A 19,705-nucleotide genomic window follows, 5' to 3' on the forward strand; every position below is an offset into this window, starting at 1 on the left:
TAAAAAGTCTTTACGCGAAACTGCCTTGTATTTATACAAATTGCAGAATCAATGTTAAGATTACAACGCACTTTGTGTGTAAGGGGCCTGCAAGGCCCCTTTTTTTGAATAGTAGTTGTCCATTTTGTAACAGGCACGACAGTGTTATACTGTTATTCAGTGAAAGAAAGTTGCACGATTCGCGCGGCTAATGATAGGGCTTATGGCGTTTATTGAGCCTTATCATTAGTCGCGAGGATGCAAACCGATCACATTAATGATGACTTATTGCGTTACACTCCTCGATAAAGGAAACGATTTTGCTTAATCCGACAATCCAAAAATTCCAATACGGTCAACATACCGTAACCATCGAAACCGGCATGATGGCTCGCCAAGCGACCGCAGCGGTCATGGTAAGCATGGACGATACTTGTGTATTCGTTACTGTTGTAGGCCAGAAAAAAGCGAAAGCAGGTCAAGACTTTTTCCCACTGACGGTCAACTACCAAGAGCGTACTTACGCCGCTGGCCGTATTCCGGGAAGCTTCTTCCGTCGTGAAGGCCGTCCAAGCGAAGGCGAAACGTTAATTGCTCGCCTTATCGACCGTCCAGTGCGTCCATTATTCCCAGAAGGCTTCGTTAACGAAGTACAGGTTATTGCAACCGTCGTCTCTGTTAACCCACAAGTCCACCCTGACATCGTTGCGATGATCGGTGCTTCAGCGGCGCTATCGCTATCAGGCATTCCGTTCAACGGCCCAATTGGTTCAGCACGTGTTGGTTACATCAATGATCAATATGTTTTAAACCCGACGGCTGATGAGCTGGCGACAAGCCGCTTAGATTTAGTCGTAGCGGGCACTGAAAATGCAGTATTGATGGTTGAATCTGAAGCCGAAATCCTGTCAGAAGACCAAATGTTGGGTGCGGTTGTCTTCGGTCACGACCAACAACAAGTTGTTATCGAGAACATCAAGCAACTCGTTGAGAAAGCGGGTAAACCACGTTGGGATTGGCAGCCAGAAGCCGTCAACGAAAGTCTTAACAGCCGTATCGCAGCGCTGGCAGAGAGCCGTTTAAGCGAAGCTTACCGTATTACTGAAAAGCAACAGCGTTATGCGCAGATTGATGCTATTAAAAGCGAAACGACCGCAACGTTATTAGCAGAAGACGAAAGCTTAGACGAAGGTGAAATCAGCGATATTCTGCACGCGATCGAGAAAAACGTCGTACGTAGCCGTGTCTTAAACGGTGAACCACGTATTGATGGTCGTGAAAAAGATATGGTTCGTGGCTTAGATGTTCGCACTGGCGTTTTACCGCGTACTCATGGTTCATCACTGTTCACTCGTGGTGAGACCCAGGCATTAGTCACGGCGACCTTAGGGACTGCACGTGATGCGCAGAGCCTGGATGAGCTGATGGGCGAAAAATCAGATTCATTCTTGTTCCACTACAACTTCCCTCCGTACTCAGTCGGTGAGACAGGGATGGTCGGTTCACCTAAGCGTCGTGAAATCGGTCACGGTCGTTTGGCGAAACGTGGCGTATTAGCCGTTATGCCTAAGCAAGATGAATTCCCGTATACCGTTCGTGTGGTCTCTGAGATTACTGAATCAAACGGTTCTTCATCAATGGCTTCTGTCTGTGGCGCATCGTTAGCGCTGATGGATGCAGGCGTACCGATTAAAGCAGCGGTAGCCGGTATTGCTATGGGTCTGGTGAAAGAAGACGAGCGTTTTGTCGTACTGTCTGACATCTTAGGTGATGAAGATCACCTTGGTGATATGGACTTTAAAGTTGCGGGAAGCCGAGAAGGTATCACTGCACTGCAAATGGATATCAAAATTGAAGGTATCACTCGCGAAATCATGCAAGCAGCCCTTAGCCAAGCGAAAGGCGCTCGTTTACATATTCTGAGTGTGATGGAAGAAGCGATCGGTACTCACCGTGGTGATATCTCTGAGTTCGCTCCACGTATCCATACCATCCGTATCAGTCCTGATAAAATTAAGGACGTTATCGGTAAAGGTGGTTCAGTTATCCGTGCGTTAACAGAAGAAACGGGCACCACTATCGAAATCGAAGACGATGGTACCGTCAAAATCGCCGCGACAGATGGCGATAAAGCGAAAGAAGCGATTCGTCGCATCGAAGAGATCACGGCAGACATCGAAGTAGGTCGTATCTACAACGGTAAAGTGACCCGCATTGTTGACTTCGGTGCATTCGTTTCGATCGGTGGCGGTAAAGAAGGTCTGGTACATATTTCTCAAATCGCCGACAAGCGCGTAGAGAAAGTCTCTGATTACCTGCAAATGGCGCAAGAAGTGCCAGTTAAGGTATTAGAGATTGATCGCCAAGGCCGTGTACGCTTAAGCATGAAAGAAGCGGTGGAAAAACCACAAGCTGAAGCCTCTGAAGCGACCGACACACCAGCGACTGACGCCGAGTAATCGTTGTCTTCCTTTCCTGCTTCAATAGTGAAGCAGGATTTATTTCTTAAGGTGTCAAAGTATTGAGACGCCTTAATGTTGACTGCATCCGCATGCTGGTACCTGGGAGTGGAAGAATGAAGCCTTATTTACGCTGGGGTTTTATTGCGACAGCTTTGTTGCTGGCTGGATGTAGCAACGCAAATTGGCGTAAGGACGAAGTATTAGCCGTTCCTTTACAGCCAACCTTGCAACAAGAAGTGATGCTTGCACGTATGGAACAAATACTTGCCAGTCGTTCACTGACAGAAGATGAACGCGCACAGTTGTTATATGAGCGCGGAGTGTTGTATGATAGTTTAGGTTTGCGGGCATTAGCGCGGAACGATTTTTCCCAAGCATTGTCCATAAGACCAGATATGCCTGAAGTCTTCAATTATTTAGGTATTTATCTTACGCAGGCAGGCAACTATGATGCTGCCTATGAAGCGTTTGATTCTGTACTGGAACTTGATCCAACTTACAATTATGCGCATCTTAACCGTGGCATCGCGTTTTACTATGGTGGCCGGTATAAGTTAGCGCAAGATGATCTGCTGGCGTTTTATCACGACGATCCTAATGACCCTTTTCGGAGTTTATGGCTTTACTTGGCGGAAAAGAATATTGATGCCAACAAAGCAACTACTGCGTTGCAGCAACGTTATAATGCAGCGAAAAGAGATCAATGGGGATGGAAAATAGTCGAATTCTACCTGGGCAAAATCAGCGAAAAGCAGCTGATGCAGAGTCTTCAGGAAGATGCTACGGATAACACCTCGCTCGCTGAACATCTCAGTGAAACCAACTTCTATTTAGGTAAACATTACCTAAGTCTGGGGGAGAAGGATAACGCAGAAGCGTTATTCAAACTGACGGTCGCTAACAACGTGAATAACTTTGTTGAGCACCGATATGCATTGTTGGAGCTGGCGCTACTCGGCCAAGCACAAGACGACTTATCAGAATCTGACCAGCAATAGCTGACAAAAAACTTTTCATCTAGGAATTAACTTTCCATCATCCTTTTGGGATGAGGGTGTTTTTTTGTCAAAAACTTCTAATTTGAGCCGGTTCACACTTATCAATGAAAAGACCTGAAAGTTTTCATGACGAGTTATGTAGACTGGCCGCCGCAATCTACGAGGCACTTGTACTACATGACTGATATTCAAACCACTTTTTCCGATCTAGGCCTTAACGAATCCATTCTTTCTGCATTGAACGACCTGGGCTACGTAAAACCATCACCTATTCAAGCGGAGTGTATTCCTCACCTGCTAGCTGGCCGTGATGTATTGGGTATGGCCCAAACCGGAAGTGGTAAAACGGCAGCATTCTCACTGCCATTATTAAATAACATCGACCCTACTTTAAAAGCGCCACAAATTCTGGTGCTAGCACCAACGCGTGAGTTGGCGGTACAAGTAGGTGAAGCATGTAACGAATTCTCAAAACATATGCGTGGCGTTAACGTTCTGGCACTTTACGGTGGCCAACGTTACGACGTACAGCTGCGCGCATTACGTCAAGGTCCACAGATTGTTGTGGGAACCCCTGGACGTTTACTTGATCACTTAAAACGCGGCACCCTTGACCTGTCAAATCTGCGTGGTTTAGTGCTGGACGAAGCTGATGAAATGCTTCGTATGGGCTTCATCGAAGACGTTGAAACCATCATGGCGCAAATCCCAGAAGGTCATCAGACGGCGCTGTTCTCGGCAACGATGCCAGAAGCGATCCGTCGCATTACGCGTCGTTTTATGAACAACCCACAAGAAGTTCGTATTCAATCGAGCTTAACAACGCGCCCAGACATCAGCCAATCTTATTGGACTGCTTACGGTCGTAAAAGTGATGCATTAGTCCGTTTCTTAGAAGCGGAAGATTTTGACGCAGCGATTATTTTCGTGCGGACTAAAAATGCAACCTTAGAAGTGGCAGAAACGTTAGAGCGTAGCGGTTATAACAGCGCAGCGTTAAATGGCGACATGAACCAAGCGTTACGTGAGCAAACGCTTGAGCGTCTAAAAGATGGTCGTTTAGATATTCTGATCGCGACGGATGTTGCGGCGCGTGGTCTAGACGTTGAGCGTATTAGCTTAGTCGTTAACTACGATATTCCATTGGATGCAGAGTCTTACGTTCACCGTATTGGCCGTACTGGCCGTGCAGGACGTGCAGGTCGCGCTTTACTGTTCGTTGAAAACCGTGAGCGTCGCTTACTGCGTAACATCGAACGCACCATGAAGCTGACGATCCCTGAAGTTGAACTGCCGAATGCAGAACTGTTGAGTACTCGTCGCCAAGAAAAATTTGCTGCGCGTGTACAACAGCAACTAGAAAGTAGCGATCTTGACCTGTACCGTGGTCTGTTGACTAAGCTGTCTCCTCAAGAAGATCTTGATATGGAAACACTGGCGGCAGCCCTGCTGAAAATGGCACAAGGTGAGCGTTCATTAATCGTTCCTGCTGAAGCACCACGTCCTCCACGTCGTGAATTCCGTGAGCGTGATGACCGCCGTAGCGATGACCGTCGTGGTAACCGCGACGCAGGTTCTCGTGAAGATCGTCCACGTCGTGAACGTCGTGATGTCGGTGATATGCAGCTTTACCGCATTGAAGTTGGCCGTAATGATGGTGTTGAAGTGCGTCATATCGTTGGTGCTATTGCAAACGAAGGTGATATCAGCAGCCGTTACATCGGTAACATCAAATTGTTTGATGGTCACTCGACGATCGAGTTACCAAAAGGTATGCCGGGCGAAGTGTTACAACACTTCACTAAAACTCGCATTCTGAACAAACCTATGAACATGCAGTTAATGGGTGATGCACAGCCAGGCGAACCACGTCGTGGTCGTGGCGGTCGTGATGGCGGAAGCCGTGACGGTGCTGGCGCTGGCGCAGGCCGTGGTGGTCGTGAAGGTGGACGTCGTTTCGGCGGCGGTAACCGTAACGAAGGTAACCGCGGTGAAGGTCATCGTGGACGCCGTGAAGAATCACGCCGTTAATTAACGCTGTTATAACGACTAAGGGAGCCAATTGGCTCCCTTTTTTTATGCTGAAAGTGAATTAATGGCGTGATGGGCTTCCATCGCAAGTTGGTAAGAATAGATCCGGGCGTCATTATCGTAAATCTGACCATTAACCATCACCTCATCCACTTGATATTGCTGCTGAATAGCGCGCAGTCCATGAGTCACTCCCGCAAGATCCCCGACTAATGAGAGGCTTAACGCTCGCTCTACGCCAAACTTCTCGGCCGGCGTCCAGATTTTATCCATTGTTTCCACCGGTTCGGGAAGTTTTCCCGGCACGCCACGACGTAAATGAATAAATTGCTGTTGTTGCGAGGTGAAGAGAAATCGTGCCCGCGCACGGCTTTCTGCCGCGATGATATTCACGCCTATCATCACATAGGGCTGCGACAGCCGGGCCGATGGCACGAACTCGTTACGATAAAGGTTTATCGCCTGGCTAATGACATCTGGGGCGAAATGCGATGCGAAAGCGAAGGGTAATCCTAACTTTGCTGCGAGTTGAGCACTGTACATGCTAGAGCCCAGTAGCCAGATGGGGATATTCAAGCCAACCCCCGGCACTGGTCGGACTGTGAAAGTGTTATTGTCTTGCGTATCAAACCAGGTAATCAGCTGCCGAACGTCTTCTGGGAAACGCTCTTCACTCTGTGGCGTGCTATGACGACGCAAAGCTTGCATGGTGGTGGGGTCGCTACCCGGCGCGCGACCGATGCCGAGATCGATTCGCCCAGGGTAGAGAGATTCCAAGGTCCCAAATTGTTCAGCAATGACTAAGGGGGAGTGATTAGGTAACATCACCCCCCCTGATCCTAAGCGTATATGGCGGGTGTTAGCAGCCAAATAACCGATCAGTACACTCGTTGCTGCGCTGGCAATACCCGGCATGTTGTGATGTTCGGCTAACCAATAACGATGATATCCCGCTTGCTCTGCGAAGCGAGCTAATGCTAAGGAACGTTTGAAAGCATCTCTCGCGTCACAAGATTGCGGAATGGGAGCGAGATCTAGCACCGATAGTTTAAATGGGCGATTTTCAGACATAGGATACCTTCATATAAAAGGGGGCTGATATGCCTACACTCTACGCATTGCCAAGAAAAAGTGACTCGCAGTTTGTGCGAACTGGGGTTCTGAGGTATTGATTTGGCGCAGGTTTCACGACATAGCGTAGCGGTGTTCTGCGCAGTTACCGAGATGAGATGGAGTGTGCTATGCTGACTTTCATCAAGGTAAATCGAAGTTTGTCTGAGCCCTTCCTTTTACCCGTTGCCTACATTTTCACGCTTAGCAGAGGAAAAACTATGCTTCTTCGTACTGAAATTGGTCTCGACGCAGCAGGGATTGATACGCTTATTCGACACGGTGCTCAAGATCCGCAATTGGCGGAGCATATTCAGGCACTGCGTGAAGCGGGGCTCATTACGCTTGGCGTGGTGGCGACTGATGATGAAGGAAAAGTACTAGGCTATCAGGCCTTTAGCCCGATTCAAGTGAATGGTGAAGACGTAAACTGGGTTGTGATTAGTGCAGCGGTTATTGACCCTCAGCATAGTTCGACGTCATTGGCGAAGGACCTACTGTTCGAAGGATTAGACAGTTTAAATGAGTTTGGTTACCGGGCGGTGGTAGGTTATCAGGCATTACGCTGGTTAGAGGATCAGGGTTTTCAACCCGCATCAGGATTATCTCTGGAGTCATTGGGCGAACAAGAGGTCGTAATTTACCCTCTTGAAGAGCAAGATGCTGCGCAACATCAAGCAGTATTAACCTTACCTAGTGTCGATCTGACTGAATTAACCAATCATTAATACTGGATGGCTGTTGCTTGACGATAGCCAATTTTTTTAAGCGGCTTAGCTGCTTAACACGGTATTCAACACGGAGTGCGCTAGCACGATCGCCTGCCGGACTTTGAAAGACAACGGTCAGCGGGCCTCGACCGCGTAACGCTTTCGCACCGCGACCACAGCTATGTTCCGCTAAGCGGCGAGGGACATCGGTGGTGATCCCCGTATAGAGTACCCCGCTCGCTGTTTGAATTAGGTAAAGATACCACTGGCAGTCGGCCTGTTCTACGGCCCTGTCTTGATGCATTGTCAGGAGATCCTCGTGGATGAATTAGCGCACTGCCTTAACTATTTAGCTGGCCAGCATGTGCTGACGCTATGCACACAACATGGTGATGAGTTCTGGGCGGCTAACTGTTTCTATGCACTGGATAGTGAGAATATCAGTTTTTGGCTTATGACAGAACCGAGTACGCAGCATGGACGGTTAATGGTCGCCTCCCCACTGGTGGTTGGTACCGTCAGCGCGCAAACAGCCTCGGTTTCCCAATTACAAGGTGTACAGTTTCAGGGAGTCATCACCCTAGCAGAAGGTGATGTTGGTCAACGGGGCCTTGAGGCATACCAGCAACGCTTTCCCATCGCTAAACAGAAATCGGCACCGCTGTGGCAGTTAAAGATCGAACGATTGAAGATGACTGATAACCAACTGGGGTTTGGAACAAAACTACGTTGGCAGAGGCCATAACAGTGCCTCTGCCCAGGCTTGCATTAACTGCGTAATGCGATGGCTTCGATTTCGATACCGACATCTTTCGGTAGGCGGGCGACTTCTACACAAGAGCGCGCAGGGAAGGGAGCCTGGTGCTCAGTAAAAAACTGCTCGTAAGTTGCGTTAACTGTCGCAAAATCGTTGAGATCTTTAACGAAGACGGTGGTTTTCACGATATTTTTCACGCTCAAACCCGCTTGTTCGATAATCGCTTTCACGTTATTCAACGATTGGCGAGTCTGTGCCGCAATATCTGCAGGAACTTCACCCGTTTTCGGGTCGACAGGGATTTGGCCAGAGGTCAGAACAAGCTGACCGAGATCGACAGCTTGTACATAGGGGCCAATGGCGGCGGGTGCATGGTCGGTATTAATTTCACGTGACATACTTCTTCCTCATGACGATAACGAATAGCGTAAGATTCATTATAGGGAGCAGGCTGTTGATTACCAGTGTCCAATCACGGCCTGACGAGAAAACTCTTTTTCGCAATAATGGCAACGTAAATAGAGATCATTACGGCGCGTTTTAACGGCAAAGCGTGAATCCACAGGCTCATTATGGCTAATACAGTTAGCATTTGGGCAGACCAACACTGTGCGGATCTCATCCGGTAGCGTTGGGCGCAGCTTAGCCACCACTTTGAAATTCTCAATATTATTGATCGTAGCATTGGGGGCGTAGATCGCTAATTGGTTGATCTGATCCGCCGTCAGGAAAGTGTTTTCAATCTTGATCAGATCTTTAGTACGACCTTCGCCAGAAGGTAAATTTAAACCGATGGTGACTCGCTGATCCGTTTCGGTGAGGCGAAATAGGGTCAGAAGGCGAAAGCCGAGTCGAGCAGGTATGTGGTCGATTACACTACCGTTATTAATTGCTTCAACCTGTAATTTATCCTGATTCATGACGCCTCTCCTACTAACGTATTATTTAATACTAAAGACAACAGTGCTTGTCGAGCATAGATCCCGTTCCCAGCTTGTTGGAAGTACCATGCATGGGGGGTCTCATCGACATCTGTCGCAATTTCATCCACTCTGGGTAGAGGGTGGAGCACTTTCATGTTCGGTTTCGCGGCGGCTAAATGTGAGGCCTGTAAAATAAATTGGGCCTTCATGTTAGCGTATTCAGAGGGATCTAAGCGCTCTTTCTGCACCCGCGTCATATAGAGGATATCAACCTGCGGAATAATTTCTTCGATGCTGTCATGCTGTGACCAAGGACAACCGCTCTCATCTAACATATCCGTAATATACGTCGGCATTGCGAGGGCATTAGGAGAGATAAAATAGAAGTGATTACCGGTAAATTTAGATAAGGCTTGTGCCAAAGAATGAACGGTTCGGCCATATTTTAAATCACCGACCATCGCAATATGCAGGTTATCGAGGCACTGCTGGGTCTCTTGAATGGTGAAGAGATCCAATAAGGTTTGCGTTGGGTGCTGGTTAGCCCCGTCACCGGCATTTAAGATGGGAACATTACCCGAAAATTCAGTGGCTAGCCGTGCGGCACCTTCTTGCGGATGACGCATAACGATAGCATCGACATAGTGACTAATCACCGAGATGGTGTCGGCAAGTGTTTCACCTTTCTTACCTAAGGAAGTATTACCGCCATCGGCAAAGCCAACGGCTGAAGCCCCTAACCGCTGGATCGCGGTCTCAAAGGAGAGGCGTGTACGGGTTGAGGCCTCAAAAAAACAGCTTCCAATCACCTTATGCTTCAATCGTTCTGGCTGTGGATTTGCTTTTAGATAGGCTGCCGTTTCTAAAACCAGTTCCAGCTCGCTACGACTGAAATCATTGATTGAAATGATATGTTTTCCATATAGGGGGTTTGCCATGGGAGATATCCTCAACTGGGGGTGTGATGGCAAAAAAAAAGCCCCTAAAATAGGAGCTTTTCTTCTGAATAATGGGGCTTAGAAAACCACAGCACGTATTCCCGCTGACAGGCAGGTTGAGCGTGTGATGTGTTCGAATCGTCGTTGGCATAACAAAGTTCTCTAAGCTTGATGTTCGGCATTATACGCAGAGAGCCGAGGTTGGAGAATAGTTAATCTTCAATTTTTGCTCCCCACTCGCAACCAATCGCGTAGCCCATGACATAGCTGTGCTGTTGACTGACAATCCTTCGGGGCAATCCAGACATTATCGTTACCTGCCACAATGCCTAAGATGTTATCAGCATGTTGGCAGTCGATGAGCCTAGCAATCGCTTGACTGTAACCGGGGGCTGTATGAATCAACACAAAACTCTCGTTATTGACGATATCGATGACCATCTCGGCTAAAGGATGCTGCGGGGTGAGCCTGGGCTGGTGCAAGCTATCGATAGCATAGATACGTTCTCCTCGAGCATTCTGAATTTTGGTTACGCCGAGTTGATGCAATAATCGAGAAATGGTCGCTAAACTAATACGGCCTACGATCTTTTCAAGATCTTTTTGTAAAGCCGTCTGATGGGTATAGGCGCCTCTGACAATCAGCTGCTGACAAAGGGCGACTAGGCCTTTTTCGGTCACACTTTTACGTTCCATTTCATGCTCTCTCCATAATAAGTTCACGCTTAGAGCAGCGCACTGAGGCTCAAGATAAATAGGTTAACTATTATCAGGGCGAGTAGTAGTGGTGCGACCCAACGAAGATATTGACCATAAGGGACTTTAGCGATGGCTAACCCCCCCATTACAACTCCCGAGGTGGGGGTAACCAGGTTGACAATACCCGAGGCGGATTGATAGATAGTGACCATCAAATTACGAGGTAAACCTGCGAAGTCGGCGAGTGGTGCCATAATAGGCATACTCATCACCGCTAAGCCGGAAGAGGAGGGAATAAGAATAGAGAGAAGCGCTTCCAATCCCCAGCTGACAAAGACGAAAATGAGTGCGGGGAGTCCAGTTACTATACTTTCTGCAGCATACAGTAATGTATGAGTGATCATGCCATTATCCATCATTACCACTATGCCTCGCGCGATACCAATGATTAATGCAACGCCCAGTAACTCTTTTGCTCCTTCGATAAAGGTCTCGATAAAAAGACTCTCACTCATTCGTGCGACTATCCCTATCAGGAGCGAAAAGCCTAAAAACATGGCAGAAATTTCACCCATCCACCATCCCCTAGCAGACACGCCGTAGATCATGATGGCAAAAGCGCAGGTAAATAGAGTGAGGATAACCTTATGTGTTCGAGTGAACGCGATATGGACAGGAGCAAGAGTTTCACTACCCTTTTCTCCAGCGAGGTTCGCCAAGCAGGAAGCTTTGGGATCTTTTCTTACCGCAATGGCATAACGGAGTACCCACGCGACGGCGAGACACCAGCATAGGAGCAACAGTACAATACGCAGCCCCATGCCTTGTGTGAAAGGGATACCTGCTGCATTCGCCGCAATCACGGTCGCGAAAGGGTTAATTGTCGATCCTAAGGTACCGATCCCTGCACCTAACAAAACAGTCGCTGCGGCAACGAGACGATCGAAACGGGCAGCGACCATGACAGGAACCAGTAGCGAATAGAAGGGGAGCGATTCTTCTGCCATACCATAGATGGTTCCACCTAACGCAAATAATCCCATTAAAATGGGGATCATTAACTCTTCTTTCCCTGCTAGCCTCCCTGTTACCCGCTGGATCCCGGCATCAATCGCACCGGTTTTGGTGGTGATCCCTAAGAACCCGCCAATAATAAGTATGAAGAGCGCGACATCGATAGCTGCCGCTTGTCCAGTTCGATGGTTCCATAAGCCGTCTATCGGAGCCAATAAGATATCGGTAATACCCTGCGGATTAGCTTGCGTCACCGAATAGGTCCCGGCGACCGGTACTTCAGACCCTAGAAGGGGGTTTAATTCGAGCTGATAATGACCCGCGGGAATGATCCACGTTAGTATCGCGACAATAATAATTAATATGAAGAGTATCGAGTAAGCAGAAGGGAATTTAAAACTTTTCATAACTGAGCTCCACGGTAGGGTATTTCACCCTACCGTTTTAATTTAGTCAGCGAGCGTCGCAACCATAACCGCTTTAATGGTATGCATCCGATTTTCAGCTTGATCAAACACGATAGAGTGTGAAGATTCGAAAACCTCTTCAGTCACTTCTAATCCGGTTAACCCAAACTGTTGGGCTATTTTTTGTCCTATTGCGGTGTCTGCATTATGGAAGGCGGGTAGGCAGTGCATAAATTTAACTTGCGGATTTTGAGTCGCTTCTACTACTTTCTGATTGACCTGATAAGGTTGCATTATCGATAAACGTTGCTGCCAAGCTTCTTCGGCTTCTCCCATGGAGACCCAAACATCGGTATAAAGGAAATCGACCCCATCAACACCGTCTTCGACTTGATCGGTAAGCGTTATTTTTGCACCACTCTTTTCGGCTATGACCCGGCAAGTGTTGACGAGACCTTCTTCTGGCCAAAAGGCTGTGGGGGCCACCAGACGAATATCCATCCCCATTATCGCAGCACCGACCAGAAGAGAGTTACCCATATTATTTCTCGCATCGCCAAGGTAGGCGAAACGGATATCTGCTAGGGCTTTACCTGGTGAATGTTCCAGCATGGTCATCAGATCAGCTAAAATTTGAGTGGGATGAAATTGGTCGGTCAGGCCATTCCAAACAGGAACGCCAGCAAATTGTGCAAGTTCCTCCACGATTTCCTGACCATAACCACGGTATTCAATGCCGTCATACATCCGGCCAAGTACTCGGGCAGTATCTTTCATCGTCTCTTTATGGCCAATTTGAGAGCCCGAAGGCCCCAGATAAGTGATTTGTGCGCCTTGGTCGAAAGCGGCGACCTCAAATGCGCAGCGTGTCCGCGTCGAGGTTTTCTCGAAGATAAGGGCGATATTTTTATGTAAAAGCCGCTGTTTTTCGTGACCGGATTTTTTGTCTGCTTTGAGCTCTAGCGCTAAGTCAATTAACTGGGTTATTTCATCTGCATTAAAGTCGAGAAGTTTTAAAAAATGTCGATTTTTGAGTGAGTGTGTCATGGTCATTTCCTTATGATGAATGGGATGGATAAATACGTGTCCCTTGCTTACCGTTTAAAATATCGAGTGCATCATCTAGCGCACCGATTGCGGCAATTCCTTGGGTCTTTTCGACAAATGCACAACAGGCTTGTACTTTCGGACCCATTGACCCCTGATCAAACGTTATAGTATTTAATTCTTGGCAAGTAATATCGCTGATCGCAGATTGTTGAGGCGTGTTCCAATCGAGATACACTGCTTTTGCATCGGTGAGGATAAGCAGTGCATCTGCGTCTAACTCCTCAGCCAACAGTGCTGCGGCGAGATCTTTATCCACTACCGCAGGCGTACCTTGTAAACGGGCCCCTTGTTCGATCACCGGTACGCCACCGCCTCCACAACAGATCACTAAATGGTCGTCTTCAAGTAGGCGGGCAATCGCCGGAGTCTCGAGGATTTTTTTCGGGCGCGGTGACGCGACGACTCGGCGGAAAGTGTCGCCATCAGGCTTAATCTGCCAAGTAGTATCTAAATAGGGAAGCTGCTCCTGCTGATAACTGGGGCCGATATATTTGTTGGGGGAGTGATAAGCGGGATCATCACTGTCAGTTAATACTTGTGTTATCACACAAACTGCGGAACAGTTTGGAAGATAATTGTGCAAGGCTTGTTGTAATAGATAGCCAATCATCCCTTGAGTTTCAGCCACTAATATATCAAGGGGGTAGGGCGATGTAGCTTGGTAAGCTTCATTTTGTAAGGCTAATAACCCGACCTGTGGGCCATTACCATGAACCAACACAATACGCCAATCTCGGCTGAGTACCGCAAGTTGTTGAGCCGCCAATTCAATATTTTTCTGCTGTAGATCAGCCTCTAAAGGCTGACCTCTCTTCAATAGTGCGTTACCGCCAAGGGCAACAACCAGCGTGGGTTTTGTACTCATGAGCGGACTCCCTCTAAATCATCACGTTCTAGTGGGCAACTCATACACCTCGCTCCACCACGCCCTCTCCCTAGCTCATCCCCACGAATGGTTAAGATCTTTATTCCGGCCTTATCGTATTTTTCATTGGTGCGTAAATTCCGATCATAGCCGACTACCACACCCGGTCTGAGGGTGAGCACATTATTAGCATCGTTCCACTGTTCACGTTCTGACTCAAAAATATCGCCACCCGTGGTGATAAAACGGATTTCAGTCACGGCAAGAGCTTCCTCAAGAAGGGCAACGAGAGGACGGGGGGAATGGTGCTTAATTCCACCTTTTCCATCTGGAGTCAGCATCCAACATGGCATATCGGCTTGAATAATCTCAGGATAGATCGAAAAGGTGTCAATATCGAGATGAGTCATAACCGTATCGAGGTGCATACAAGCACGATGTTTTGGCAGCTCAACTAAAATGACTTTATTCGCTTGTTGGTGGTGGAAAAGCGAGGTTGCGAGGAATTCAACGCCTTGAATCGTGGTTCGTTCGGATAAGCCAATCAATACTGTGCCATGGCCAATAACTAAGACATCTCCTCCTTCAAGGGTGGCATGATCGTAGCGCCGCTCTTCATTACCGTAGTAATTGATATACTGATTATCTTGGAAAAGTGGGTGCCAGCGGTAAATCGCCCGCAAATTATCGGTTTCTCGTTGCCGAGCTGGTTTTGCCATAGGATTGATACTGACACCTTGATAGATCCAACATGAAGTATCGCGAGTGAATAAGTGGTTAGGGAGCGGCCGAGTGATAAACGGCGATTGCATGGGCGAGATAGTGCGTGATTTAAGAAGTGTTTCGGGGATTTCCTGCCAAGTGAGTCCACCCGTCAGATAACGTGAGAGTTGATCGGCAGGGAGATCCGCTAACCACTCTCTAAGGGGGGATGCCAAGGTTGGCCCTAATCGGTAATCAGAGAGTTGGGCTGACAGCAGCCAGTCACGCGCTTCAGTGTTTTGTAACGTTTCGGCTAAGAGTTCGCCAAGGAGTAAGACGTTGATATTTTGATCGCGGAGGAGTTGGGCGAATTGATTATGTTCCTCCACGGCACGTTCAACACAAAGTACATCATCGAACAGTAATTCCTGGCAGTTTGACGGGGTGAGACGCTGCAAACTTAAAAGAGGTCGATGCAGCATGACTGTTCTCAGTTGACCAATTTCCGAACCTACATAATGACGTTCCATAGAAATTCCTTCTTCTCAAGATAAGGCGGGTGATCCCCGCATGGGATAAGAGCGATATCGCGGAGTATGCGATTCACGCAGGTGAGAAAAAGAGAGGTGGATCACATTAAAATGGGCCTTGTTCGCTATCTGAACCGGGTCTGATTTAAGTCAGAAAAGTAGCTATTTTTTTTAATTATAAAATGGGTAACTATTTAATAAAAAAGATTTTATTCTCAGGAAGACACCCGTTGAATCCAGTGGGTATTGATGGGTACATAGCGCTATTCAGGTAGGAGTTTAAGGGATTTTCTGTAAGCGGAGAGACACTGATCCATAAAATGAAAATTTACGCAGAATATTAAGATTATATAAGATTATATTTTTGTGATGAGGGATTAGGTATTTATAAATAGTTTGGCAAATAAATACGTTATCGACGATCTCATCTATACCGTTCCATCAGATAATGATTTTATTCGCATAAAATTTCTTATGGATTTCAGCGTAGACCCTTCAGCGTTAGCAGAGGGGAAATAGTTGAATAGAGATTCGCGTAAGAATAGCCTCCTATAAGGCTATTCTTTTTCGACATTAGTGTTTAGAGCTGAGCGCTTAAAGTTGCCACCATTAAGGCTTTGATGCTGTGCATCCGGTTTTCGGCTTGATCAAAGACAATACTGTGTGACGATTCGAAAACCTCATCCGTGACTTCGATGCCTTGCGGTAAATCGTATTGTTCCGCAATCTGCTTACCGACTACGGTCTCGGTGTCATGGAAGGCGGGTAAGCAGTGTAGGAACTTAACCTGCGGATTACCTGTAGCAGTGATCACCTGTTGGTTCACCTGATAATCGCGCAATAGTGCTATACGCTCTTCCCACACTTCTTTCGGTTCGCCCATAGACACCCAGACATCGGTATAGAGGAAATCAGCCCCGTTAACCCCTTCTTCCACATTTTCGGTTAAGGTGATTGTTCCGCCGTGTTGTGAAGCCAATGCCTGACACTCCGCCACTAACTCAGCGGCGGGCCAACAGGCTTGTGGTGCCACCATCACTAGCTGTAATCCGGTCAGTGCAGCGGCTTCCAATAAGGTATTACCCATATTGTTTTGCGCATCCCCTAGATAGGCCAGCTTAATCTTATTCCACGGTGTGTCAGGGAGATGTTCTTGCATAGTGAGTAAATCGGCCAGTAACTGCGTCGGGTGAAACTCGGTGGTTAAGCCATTCCATACCGGCACTTGTGCATACTTTGCCAAGGTTTCAACAATCGATTGGCCATATCCCCGATACTGAATACCGTCATACATTCTGCCCAGCACCCGCGCCGAGTCTTTGATTGATTCTTTATGGCCAATTTGACTACCGCTTGCCCCCAAATACGTAACTCCGGCCCCTTGATCGTAGGCGGCGACTTCAAAAGAGCAGCGGGTACGCGTCGAGTCTTTCTCAAAGATCAGCGCGATATTTTTACCTGCGAGATAACGGTGCTCGGTTCCCTGTTTTTTTGCACGTTTTAAGTCTGCGGCAAGGGTGAGAAGATGGGTTAACTCTTGCTGGGAACAATCGAGTAATCGTAGAATCGACCGCTGGTACAGTGAAGACATGACGCACTCCCTAATATTGAATTGATATTCAATTTATATGACTAATAATTCACTTTCAACTTATTTCGATGATTATCGATTTAGGGAGTAGTGCCAAGGCGCGGTGTGTGGGAAAATAGCCCCAATATTCCAGCGTGTAGCGAAAGAGGTATTGTATGTCCAGTGAAGAATTATTAGCCGAGCAACGTGAAGAAACGTTAGCGATTATCGAAGAGTTACTGGAAGACGGCAGCGATCCAGATGCGCTTTACACAATTGAACATCATTTTTCTTGTGATAGCTTTGACGCACTTGAAAAAGCCGCAGTCGATGCCTTTAAAGCGGGTTATGAAGTAACGGAGCCGGAAGAATTAGAACTTGAAGATGGTACCACCGTGATGTGCGTGGACATCATTAGCGAATCCGCACTAAACCCTGAATTAATCGATGTGCAAGTTGCTCAACTTGTCTCTATCGCCAGTAAACATAACGTTGATTATGACGGTTGGGGCACTTACTTCGAAGATCCGGACGCGCAAGACGAAGAGGATGACGAAGACGACGCTATCGATGAAGACGATAATGGTGTTCGCCATTAATATTTCGCACACAGCAGCAAAGTCTGCTGTGTTTTTCTCAGCCAACACGATGCTATGAATACCCAAACGTTACTGCAACCCATTCAACAATTCCTCCACTGCCAGACCCCAGAAGCTTGGATTAACGAAGCGCGTAAACCGGAAAATTTACCGCTACTTTTAACGGATCACCTGGTTTGTGAATTGAAAGCAGCGCTCACTGCGACATGGCTTGTTCGCAAATATGTGGCGGATAAACCCAGTGGCGAAGCGATTCTCGATTGGCTCAAACCCTATGAAGCGTTCGTTTACCGTGAGATGCCCGATCCTGATTTTATCCGTGCGCACAAGGGGCTGAGTCGCCCGGTCACCACCGCCACTGACTACGCGTGGGCAGGGGAGCTGGTGGAAAAGATGATGTTATTGATCAAAGAAGAGCTCCATCACTTTTACCAAGTATGGGAAATTATGCAGCAGCGGGGGATCGCCTACCAAAAGATGACCGCCAGTCGCTATGCAAAATCGCTCATGCGTGAGGTGACCACTCACGAGCCGATGACGCTGGTGGATAAACTCATTTGTGGTGCCTACATTGAAGCGCGGTCATGCGAACGCTTTGCAGCGTTGGCTCCTTATTTAGACCCGGAGTTAGAAAAGTTTTATACCTCGCTACTCCGCTCTGAAGCACGCCATTATCAAGACTATCTGCACTTAGCCCAGCAAATTGCCGAGTTTGATATTACCGCTCGAGTACAGGCGATTGGGCGTGCCGAAGCACAGCTGATTAGCTCGCCTGATCCTGAGCTACGCTTTCACAGTGGGTGCCCTATCCATTTATTGTGAACGGATAGTAACGACTCGCCGGAGTCGTTACTATCGGGCTCAAGAGACATGCCGTAAAAATGTCTGCAGCCGTTCACAACCTTGCCCTTCACTCAGTAGTTTTTGGGGGGAGCCATCTTCGGCAATGGTTCCGCCATCAATAAAAATTAAGCGAGAAGCCACATCGCGTGCAAAACCTATTTCGTGAGTCACGATTACCATGGTCATCCCTTCTTCGGCAAGAGACTGCATGACTTGCAAAACTTCATGCCGTAATTCTGGATCGAGCGCGGAAGTTGGCTCATCAAACAACATCATTTTGGGTTTTATCGCTAAAGCTCGCGCGATGGCGACACGTTGCTGTTGCCCGCCTGATAATTCAGCAGGATAGTGATCCGCGCGACTGCTCAATCCCACTCGTTCGAGTAATTCTAGTGCTATGCGTTTAGCGTCACTTTTACTACTATGGCGGACTCGTAACGGGCCAAACATGACATTCTCTAGCGCGGTCAGGTGAGGGAATAAATGAAATTGCTGAAAGACCATGCCTGCTTCTCGGCGAATGTCGCACTCGTTGAGGTGTGGGTCTGTCATATGCATCCCCGCAACGACAAGGGTACCAGAACTGATCTCTTCCAGCTTGTTGATACAGCGTAGCAGTGTCGACTTACCGGAACCGGAAGGGCCAATAATCACCACAACCTCGCCGCTTTCTACCTGCAGGGAGATATCGTGCAACACTTCTGTTTTACCAAAATGTTTAGAGACGTTTTGAAATTCCACCATATTCATAAGATATGCATCCTTTTCTCTAGCACTTTCAGTAAGAAGCTTAAGCAGAGTGTTACCACCAAGTAGAGTGCGGCAACGGCCGTCCACACTTCTAAGGCACGAAAGTTACCGGCGATGATTTCTTGCCCTTCTCGGGTCAGTTCCGCCACACCAATAACAATAAACAGTGAAGTATCTTTGATACTGATAATCCATTGGTTACCTAACGCCGGGATCATCCTTCGTAGCGCCAGCGGCATGATGATGTGCCATAGCGTAGCTCGGGAAGAAAGGCCCATGGCTAAGCCTGCCTCTTTAAAGCCTTTATTAATCGACAGGATTGCTCCACGGGTAATTTCGGCAATATAGGCACCCGAATTAATCATAATGGTGACGACCGCGGCGGTGATCGGTTCAATTCTAATGGGCAGTAGTAGTGGCAGGGCGAAATAGATAAACATGACCTGCACCATGATAGGGGTGCCGCGGATCAATTCGACAAAAATCAGCGAAATCGTTTTACTTATACGGCCACCTAATGCGCGAGCAATCCCGGCAATTAAACCGATAAAAAACCCACCACACAAGCCAACCAAAGAGATAAAAAGAGTGAGTTTAAGCCCCTGTAACAGTATAGGAATAGCTTGCCACACGTAGGTAAAATCAAAATTCATAAGCGGTGTCCGTCAACAATAACAAAAAGGTTGGCCAGCAGCGCTGGCCAACAAG

21 protein-coding genes are annotated in these 19,705 nt (G+C 47.7%); 8 read left to right on the forward strand and 13 right to left on the reverse strand.

The window, feature by feature from the left end; all coding sequences use genetic code 11:
• The first annotated feature begins 299 nt into the window (after nt 1-299).
• The 4 genes from pnp (at nt 300) to BMX14_RS00690 (ending at nt 5,470) form a co-directional block, all read left to right on the forward strand.
• Nucleotides 300-2,438, forward strand: coding sequence for a polyribonucleotide nucleotidyltransferase (gene pnp, locus BMX14_RS00680; protein WP_092671272.1), 2,139 nt, complete (start codon nt 300-302; stop codon nt 2,436-2,438).
• Nucleotides 2,439-2,554: 116 nt separating this feature from the next.
• Nucleotides 2,555-3,439 (forward strand): lipoprotein NlpI, encoded by an 885-nt coding sequence (gene nlpI / locus BMX14_RS00685; RefSeq protein ID WP_092671275.1) that lies wholly within the window; start codon nt 2,555-2,557, stop codon nt 3,437-3,439.
• A gap of 104 nt (nt 3,440-3,543) precedes the next feature.
• Complete coding sequence (gene yrbN, locus BMX14_RS17130; RefSeq protein ID WP_099822905.1) at nt 3,544-3,624, forward strand: protein YrbN; 81 nt, start codon at nt 3,544-3,546, stop codon at nt 3,622-3,624.
• On the forward strand, nt 3,617-5,470 hold the full coding sequence (locus tag BMX14_RS00690) for a DEAD/DEAH family ATP-dependent RNA helicase (RefSeq protein WP_143056369.1): 1,854 nt from the start codon (nt 3,617-3,619) through the stop codon (nt 5,468-5,470). The genes yrbN and BMX14_RS00690 overlap by 8 nt, the downstream gene beginning before the upstream one ends.
• A gap of 45 nt (nt 5,471-5,515) precedes the next feature.
• Here BMX14_RS00690 and BMX14_RS00695 read toward each other — a convergent pair whose 3' ends face one another.
• Nucleotides 5,516-6,541: a luciferase-like monooxygenase gene (locus BMX14_RS00695; RefSeq protein WP_092671281.1), complete on the reverse strand. Its 1,026-nt coding sequence runs from the start codon at nt 6,539-6,541 to the stop codon at nt 5,516-5,518.
• Nucleotides 6,542-6,801: 260 nt separating this feature from the next.
• Here BMX14_RS00695 and BMX14_RS00700 point away from each other — a divergent pair, with 260 nt between their 5' ends.
• On the forward strand, nt 6,802-7,308 hold the full coding sequence (locus tag BMX14_RS00700; protein WP_092671283.1) for a GNAT family N-acetyltransferase: 507 nt from the start codon (nt 6,802-6,804) through the stop codon (nt 7,306-7,308).
• Here the strand turns inward: BMX14_RS00700 and BMX14_RS00705 are convergent.
• On the reverse strand, nt 7,274-7,594 hold the full coding sequence (locus tag BMX14_RS00705; protein ID WP_092671289.1) for a GIY-YIG nuclease family protein: 321 nt from the start codon (nt 7,592-7,594) through the stop codon (nt 7,274-7,276). The two genes, BMX14_RS00700 and BMX14_RS00705, sit on opposite strands and share 35 nt — an antisense overlap.
• 15 nt (nt 7,595-7,609) lie before the next feature.
• Between BMX14_RS00705 and BMX14_RS00710 the strand changes: the two genes are divergently transcribed.
• Nucleotides 7,610-8,035 carry a YhbP family protein gene (locus BMX14_RS00710; protein ID WP_092671292.1) on the forward strand — a complete coding sequence of 142 codons (426 nt, stop codon included), beginning with the start codon at nt 7,610-7,612 and terminating at the stop codon, nt 8,033-8,035.
• A gap of 23 nt (nt 8,036-8,058) precedes the next feature.
• Here the strand turns inward: BMX14_RS00710 and BMX14_RS00715 are convergent, their stop codons facing one another.
• From BMX14_RS00715 to argF (BMX14_RS00755), 9 genes are all read right to left on the reverse strand, one after another.
• Nucleotides 8,059-8,445, reverse strand: a complete 387-nt coding sequence (locus BMX14_RS00715) for a RidA family protein (RefSeq protein ID WP_092671295.1) — start codon at nt 8,443-8,445, stop codon at nt 8,059-8,061.
• Nucleotides 8,446-8,505: 60 nt separating this feature from the next.
• Nucleotides 8,506-8,967, reverse strand: a complete 462-nt coding sequence (pyrI, locus tag BMX14_RS00720) for an aspartate carbamoyltransferase regulatory subunit (protein WP_092671298.1) — start codon at nt 8,965-8,967, stop codon at nt 8,506-8,508.
• Nucleotides 8,964-9,908, reverse strand: coding sequence for an aspartate carbamoyltransferase (gene pyrB, locus BMX14_RS00725; RefSeq protein WP_092671301.1), 945 nt, complete (start codon nt 9,906-9,908; stop codon nt 8,964-8,966). The genes pyrI and pyrB overlap by 4 nt, the downstream gene beginning before the upstream one ends.
• 219 nt (nt 9,909-10,127) lie before the next feature.
• Complete coding sequence (locus BMX14_RS00730) at nt 10,128-10,604, reverse strand: arginine repressor (RefSeq protein ID WP_092671304.1); 477 nt, start codon at nt 10,602-10,604, stop codon at nt 10,128-10,130.
• A gap of 29 nt (nt 10,605-10,633) precedes the next feature.
• Complete coding sequence (locus BMX14_RS00735; protein WP_092671307.1) at nt 10,634-12,028, reverse strand: YfcC family protein; 1,395 nt, start codon at nt 12,026-12,028, stop codon at nt 10,634-10,636.
• Nucleotides 12,029-12,070: 42 nt separating this feature from the next.
• Entirely contained in the window at nt 12,071-13,075 is a 1,005-nt protein-coding gene (gene argF / locus BMX14_RS00740; protein ID WP_092671310.1) for an ornithine carbamoyltransferase, read from the reverse strand.
• A 10-nt stretch (nt 13,076-13,085) separates the two neighbouring features.
• Nucleotides 13,086-14,003: a carbamate kinase gene (gene arcC / locus BMX14_RS00745; RefSeq protein ID WP_092671313.1), complete on the reverse strand. Its 918-nt coding sequence runs from the start codon at nt 14,001-14,003 to the stop codon at nt 13,086-13,088.
• Complete coding sequence (gene arcA, locus BMX14_RS00750) at nt 14,000-15,235, reverse strand: arginine deiminase (protein ID WP_092671316.1); 1,236 nt, start codon at nt 15,233-15,235, stop codon at nt 14,000-14,002. The genes arcC and arcA overlap by 4 nt, the downstream gene beginning before the upstream one ends.
• A gap of 580 nt (nt 15,236-15,815) precedes the next feature.
• Entirely contained in the window at nt 15,816-16,826 is a 1,011-nt protein-coding gene (gene argF / locus BMX14_RS00755; protein ID WP_092671319.1) for an ornithine carbamoyltransferase, read from the reverse strand.
• A 155-nt stretch (nt 16,827-16,981) separates the two neighbouring features.
• On the opposite strand from argF (BMX14_RS00755), the gene rraB reads away from it, so the two are divergent.
• Nucleotides 16,982-17,404, forward strand: a complete 423-nt coding sequence (rraB, locus tag BMX14_RS00760; RefSeq protein ID WP_092671322.1) for a ribonuclease E inhibitor RraB — start codon at nt 16,982-16,984, stop codon at nt 17,402-17,404.
• Nucleotides 17,405-17,458: 54 nt separating this feature from the next.
• The gene (miaE, locus tag BMX14_RS00765; RefSeq protein ID WP_092671325.1) at nt 17,459-18,226 is read left to right on the forward strand and encodes a tRNA isopentenyl-2-thiomethyl-A-37 hydroxylase MiaE; all 768 of its coding nucleotides are present in this window, start codon (nt 17,459-17,461) and stop codon (nt 18,224-18,226) included.
• Between the two features lie 39 nt (nt 18,227-18,265).
• Here miaE and glnQ read toward each other — a convergent pair whose 3' ends face one another.
• Both glnQ and glnP read right to left on the reverse strand, forming a co-directional pair.
• The gene (gene glnQ / locus BMX14_RS00770; protein WP_092672424.1) at nt 18,266-18,991 is read right to left on the reverse strand and encodes a glutamine ABC transporter ATP-binding protein GlnQ; all 726 of its coding nucleotides are present in this window, start codon (nt 18,989-18,991) and stop codon (nt 18,266-18,268) included.
• 2 nt (nt 18,992-18,993) lie between these two features.
• Nucleotides 18,994-19,650 (reverse strand): glutamine ABC transporter permease GlnP, encoded by a 657-nt coding sequence (gene glnP, locus BMX14_RS00775; RefSeq protein WP_092671328.1) that lies wholly within the window; start codon nt 19,648-19,650, stop codon nt 18,994-18,996.
• Nucleotides 19,651-19,705: the final 55 nt, after the last annotated feature.

Source organism: Rosenbergiella nectarea (genome assembly GCF_900111105.1).
In the GTDB taxonomy this organism is placed as follows: domain Bacteria; phylum Pseudomonadota; class Gammaproteobacteria; order Enterobacterales; family Enterobacteriaceae; genus Rosenbergiella; species Rosenbergiella nectarea.

Bases quoted from the DNA above. Each gene is read 5' to 3' on its own strand.
- pyrI (WP_092671298.1), bottom strand. From the start codon at position 8,967: ATGAATCAGGATAAATTACAGGTTGAAGCAATTAATAACGGTAGTGTA.
- miaE (WP_092671325.1), top strand. From the start codon at position 17,459: ATGAATACCCAAACGTTACTGCAACCCATTCAACAATTCCTCCACTGC.
- BMX14_RS00700 (WP_092671283.1), top strand. From the start codon at position 6,802: ATGCTTCTTCGTACTGAAATTGGTCTCGACGCAGCAGGGATTGATACG.
- BMX14_RS00730 (WP_092671304.1), bottom strand. From the start codon at position 10,604: ATGGAACGTAAAAGTGTGACCGAAAAAGGCCTAGTCGCCCTTTGTCAG.
- glnP (WP_092671328.1), bottom strand. From the start codon at position 19,650: ATGAATTTTGATTTTACCTACGTGTGGCAAGCTATTCCTATACTGTTA.
- pyrB (WP_092671301.1), bottom strand. From the start codon at position 9,908: ATGGCAAACCCCCTATATGGAAAACATATCATTTCAATCAATGATTTC.
- BMX14_RS00715 (WP_092671295.1), bottom strand. From the start codon at position 8,445: ATGTCACGTGAAATTAATACCGACCATGCACCCGCCGCCATTGGCCCC.
- nlpI (WP_092671275.1), top strand. From the start codon at position 2,555: ATGAAGCCTTATTTACGCTGGGGTTTTATTGCGACAGCTTTGTTGCTG.
- argF (WP_092671310.1), bottom strand. From the start codon at position 13,075: ATGACACACTCACTCAAAAATCGACATTTTTTAAAACTTCTCGACTTT.
- arcA (WP_092671316.1), bottom strand. From the start codon at position 15,235: ATGGAACGTCATTATGTAGGTTCGGAAATTGGTCAACTGAGAACAGTC.
- arcC (WP_092671313.1), bottom strand. From the start codon at position 14,003: ATGAGTACAAAACCCACGCTGGTTGTTGCCCTTGGCGGTAACGCACTA.
- argF (WP_092671319.1), bottom strand. From the start codon at position 16,826: ATGTCTTCACTGTACCAGCGGTCGATTCTACGATTACTCGATTGTTCC.
- BMX14_RS00690 (WP_143056369.1), top strand. From the start codon at position 3,617: ATGACTGATATTCAAACCACTTTTTCCGATCTAGGCCTTAACGAATCC.
- glnQ (WP_092672424.1), bottom strand. From the start codon at position 18,991: ATGGTGGAATTTCAAAACGTCTCTAAACATTTTGGTAAAACAGAAGTG.
- BMX14_RS00735 (WP_092671307.1), bottom strand. From the start codon at position 12,028: ATGAAAAGTTTTAAATTCCCTTCTGCTTACTCGATACTCTTCATATTA.
- BMX14_RS00695 (WP_092671281.1), bottom strand. From the start codon at position 6,541: ATGTCTGAAAATCGCCCATTTAAACTATCGGTGCTAGATCTCGCTCCC.
- BMX14_RS00705 (WP_092671289.1), bottom strand. From the start codon at position 7,594: ATGCATCAAGACAGGGCCGTAGAACAGGCCGACTGCCAGTGGTATCTT.
- yrbN (WP_099822905.1), top strand. From the start codon at position 3,544: ATGAAAAGACCTGAAAGTTTTCATGACGAGTTATGTAGACTGGCCGCC.
- rraB (WP_092671322.1), top strand. From the start codon at position 16,982: ATGTCCAGTGAAGAATTATTAGCCGAGCAACGTGAAGAAACGTTAGCG.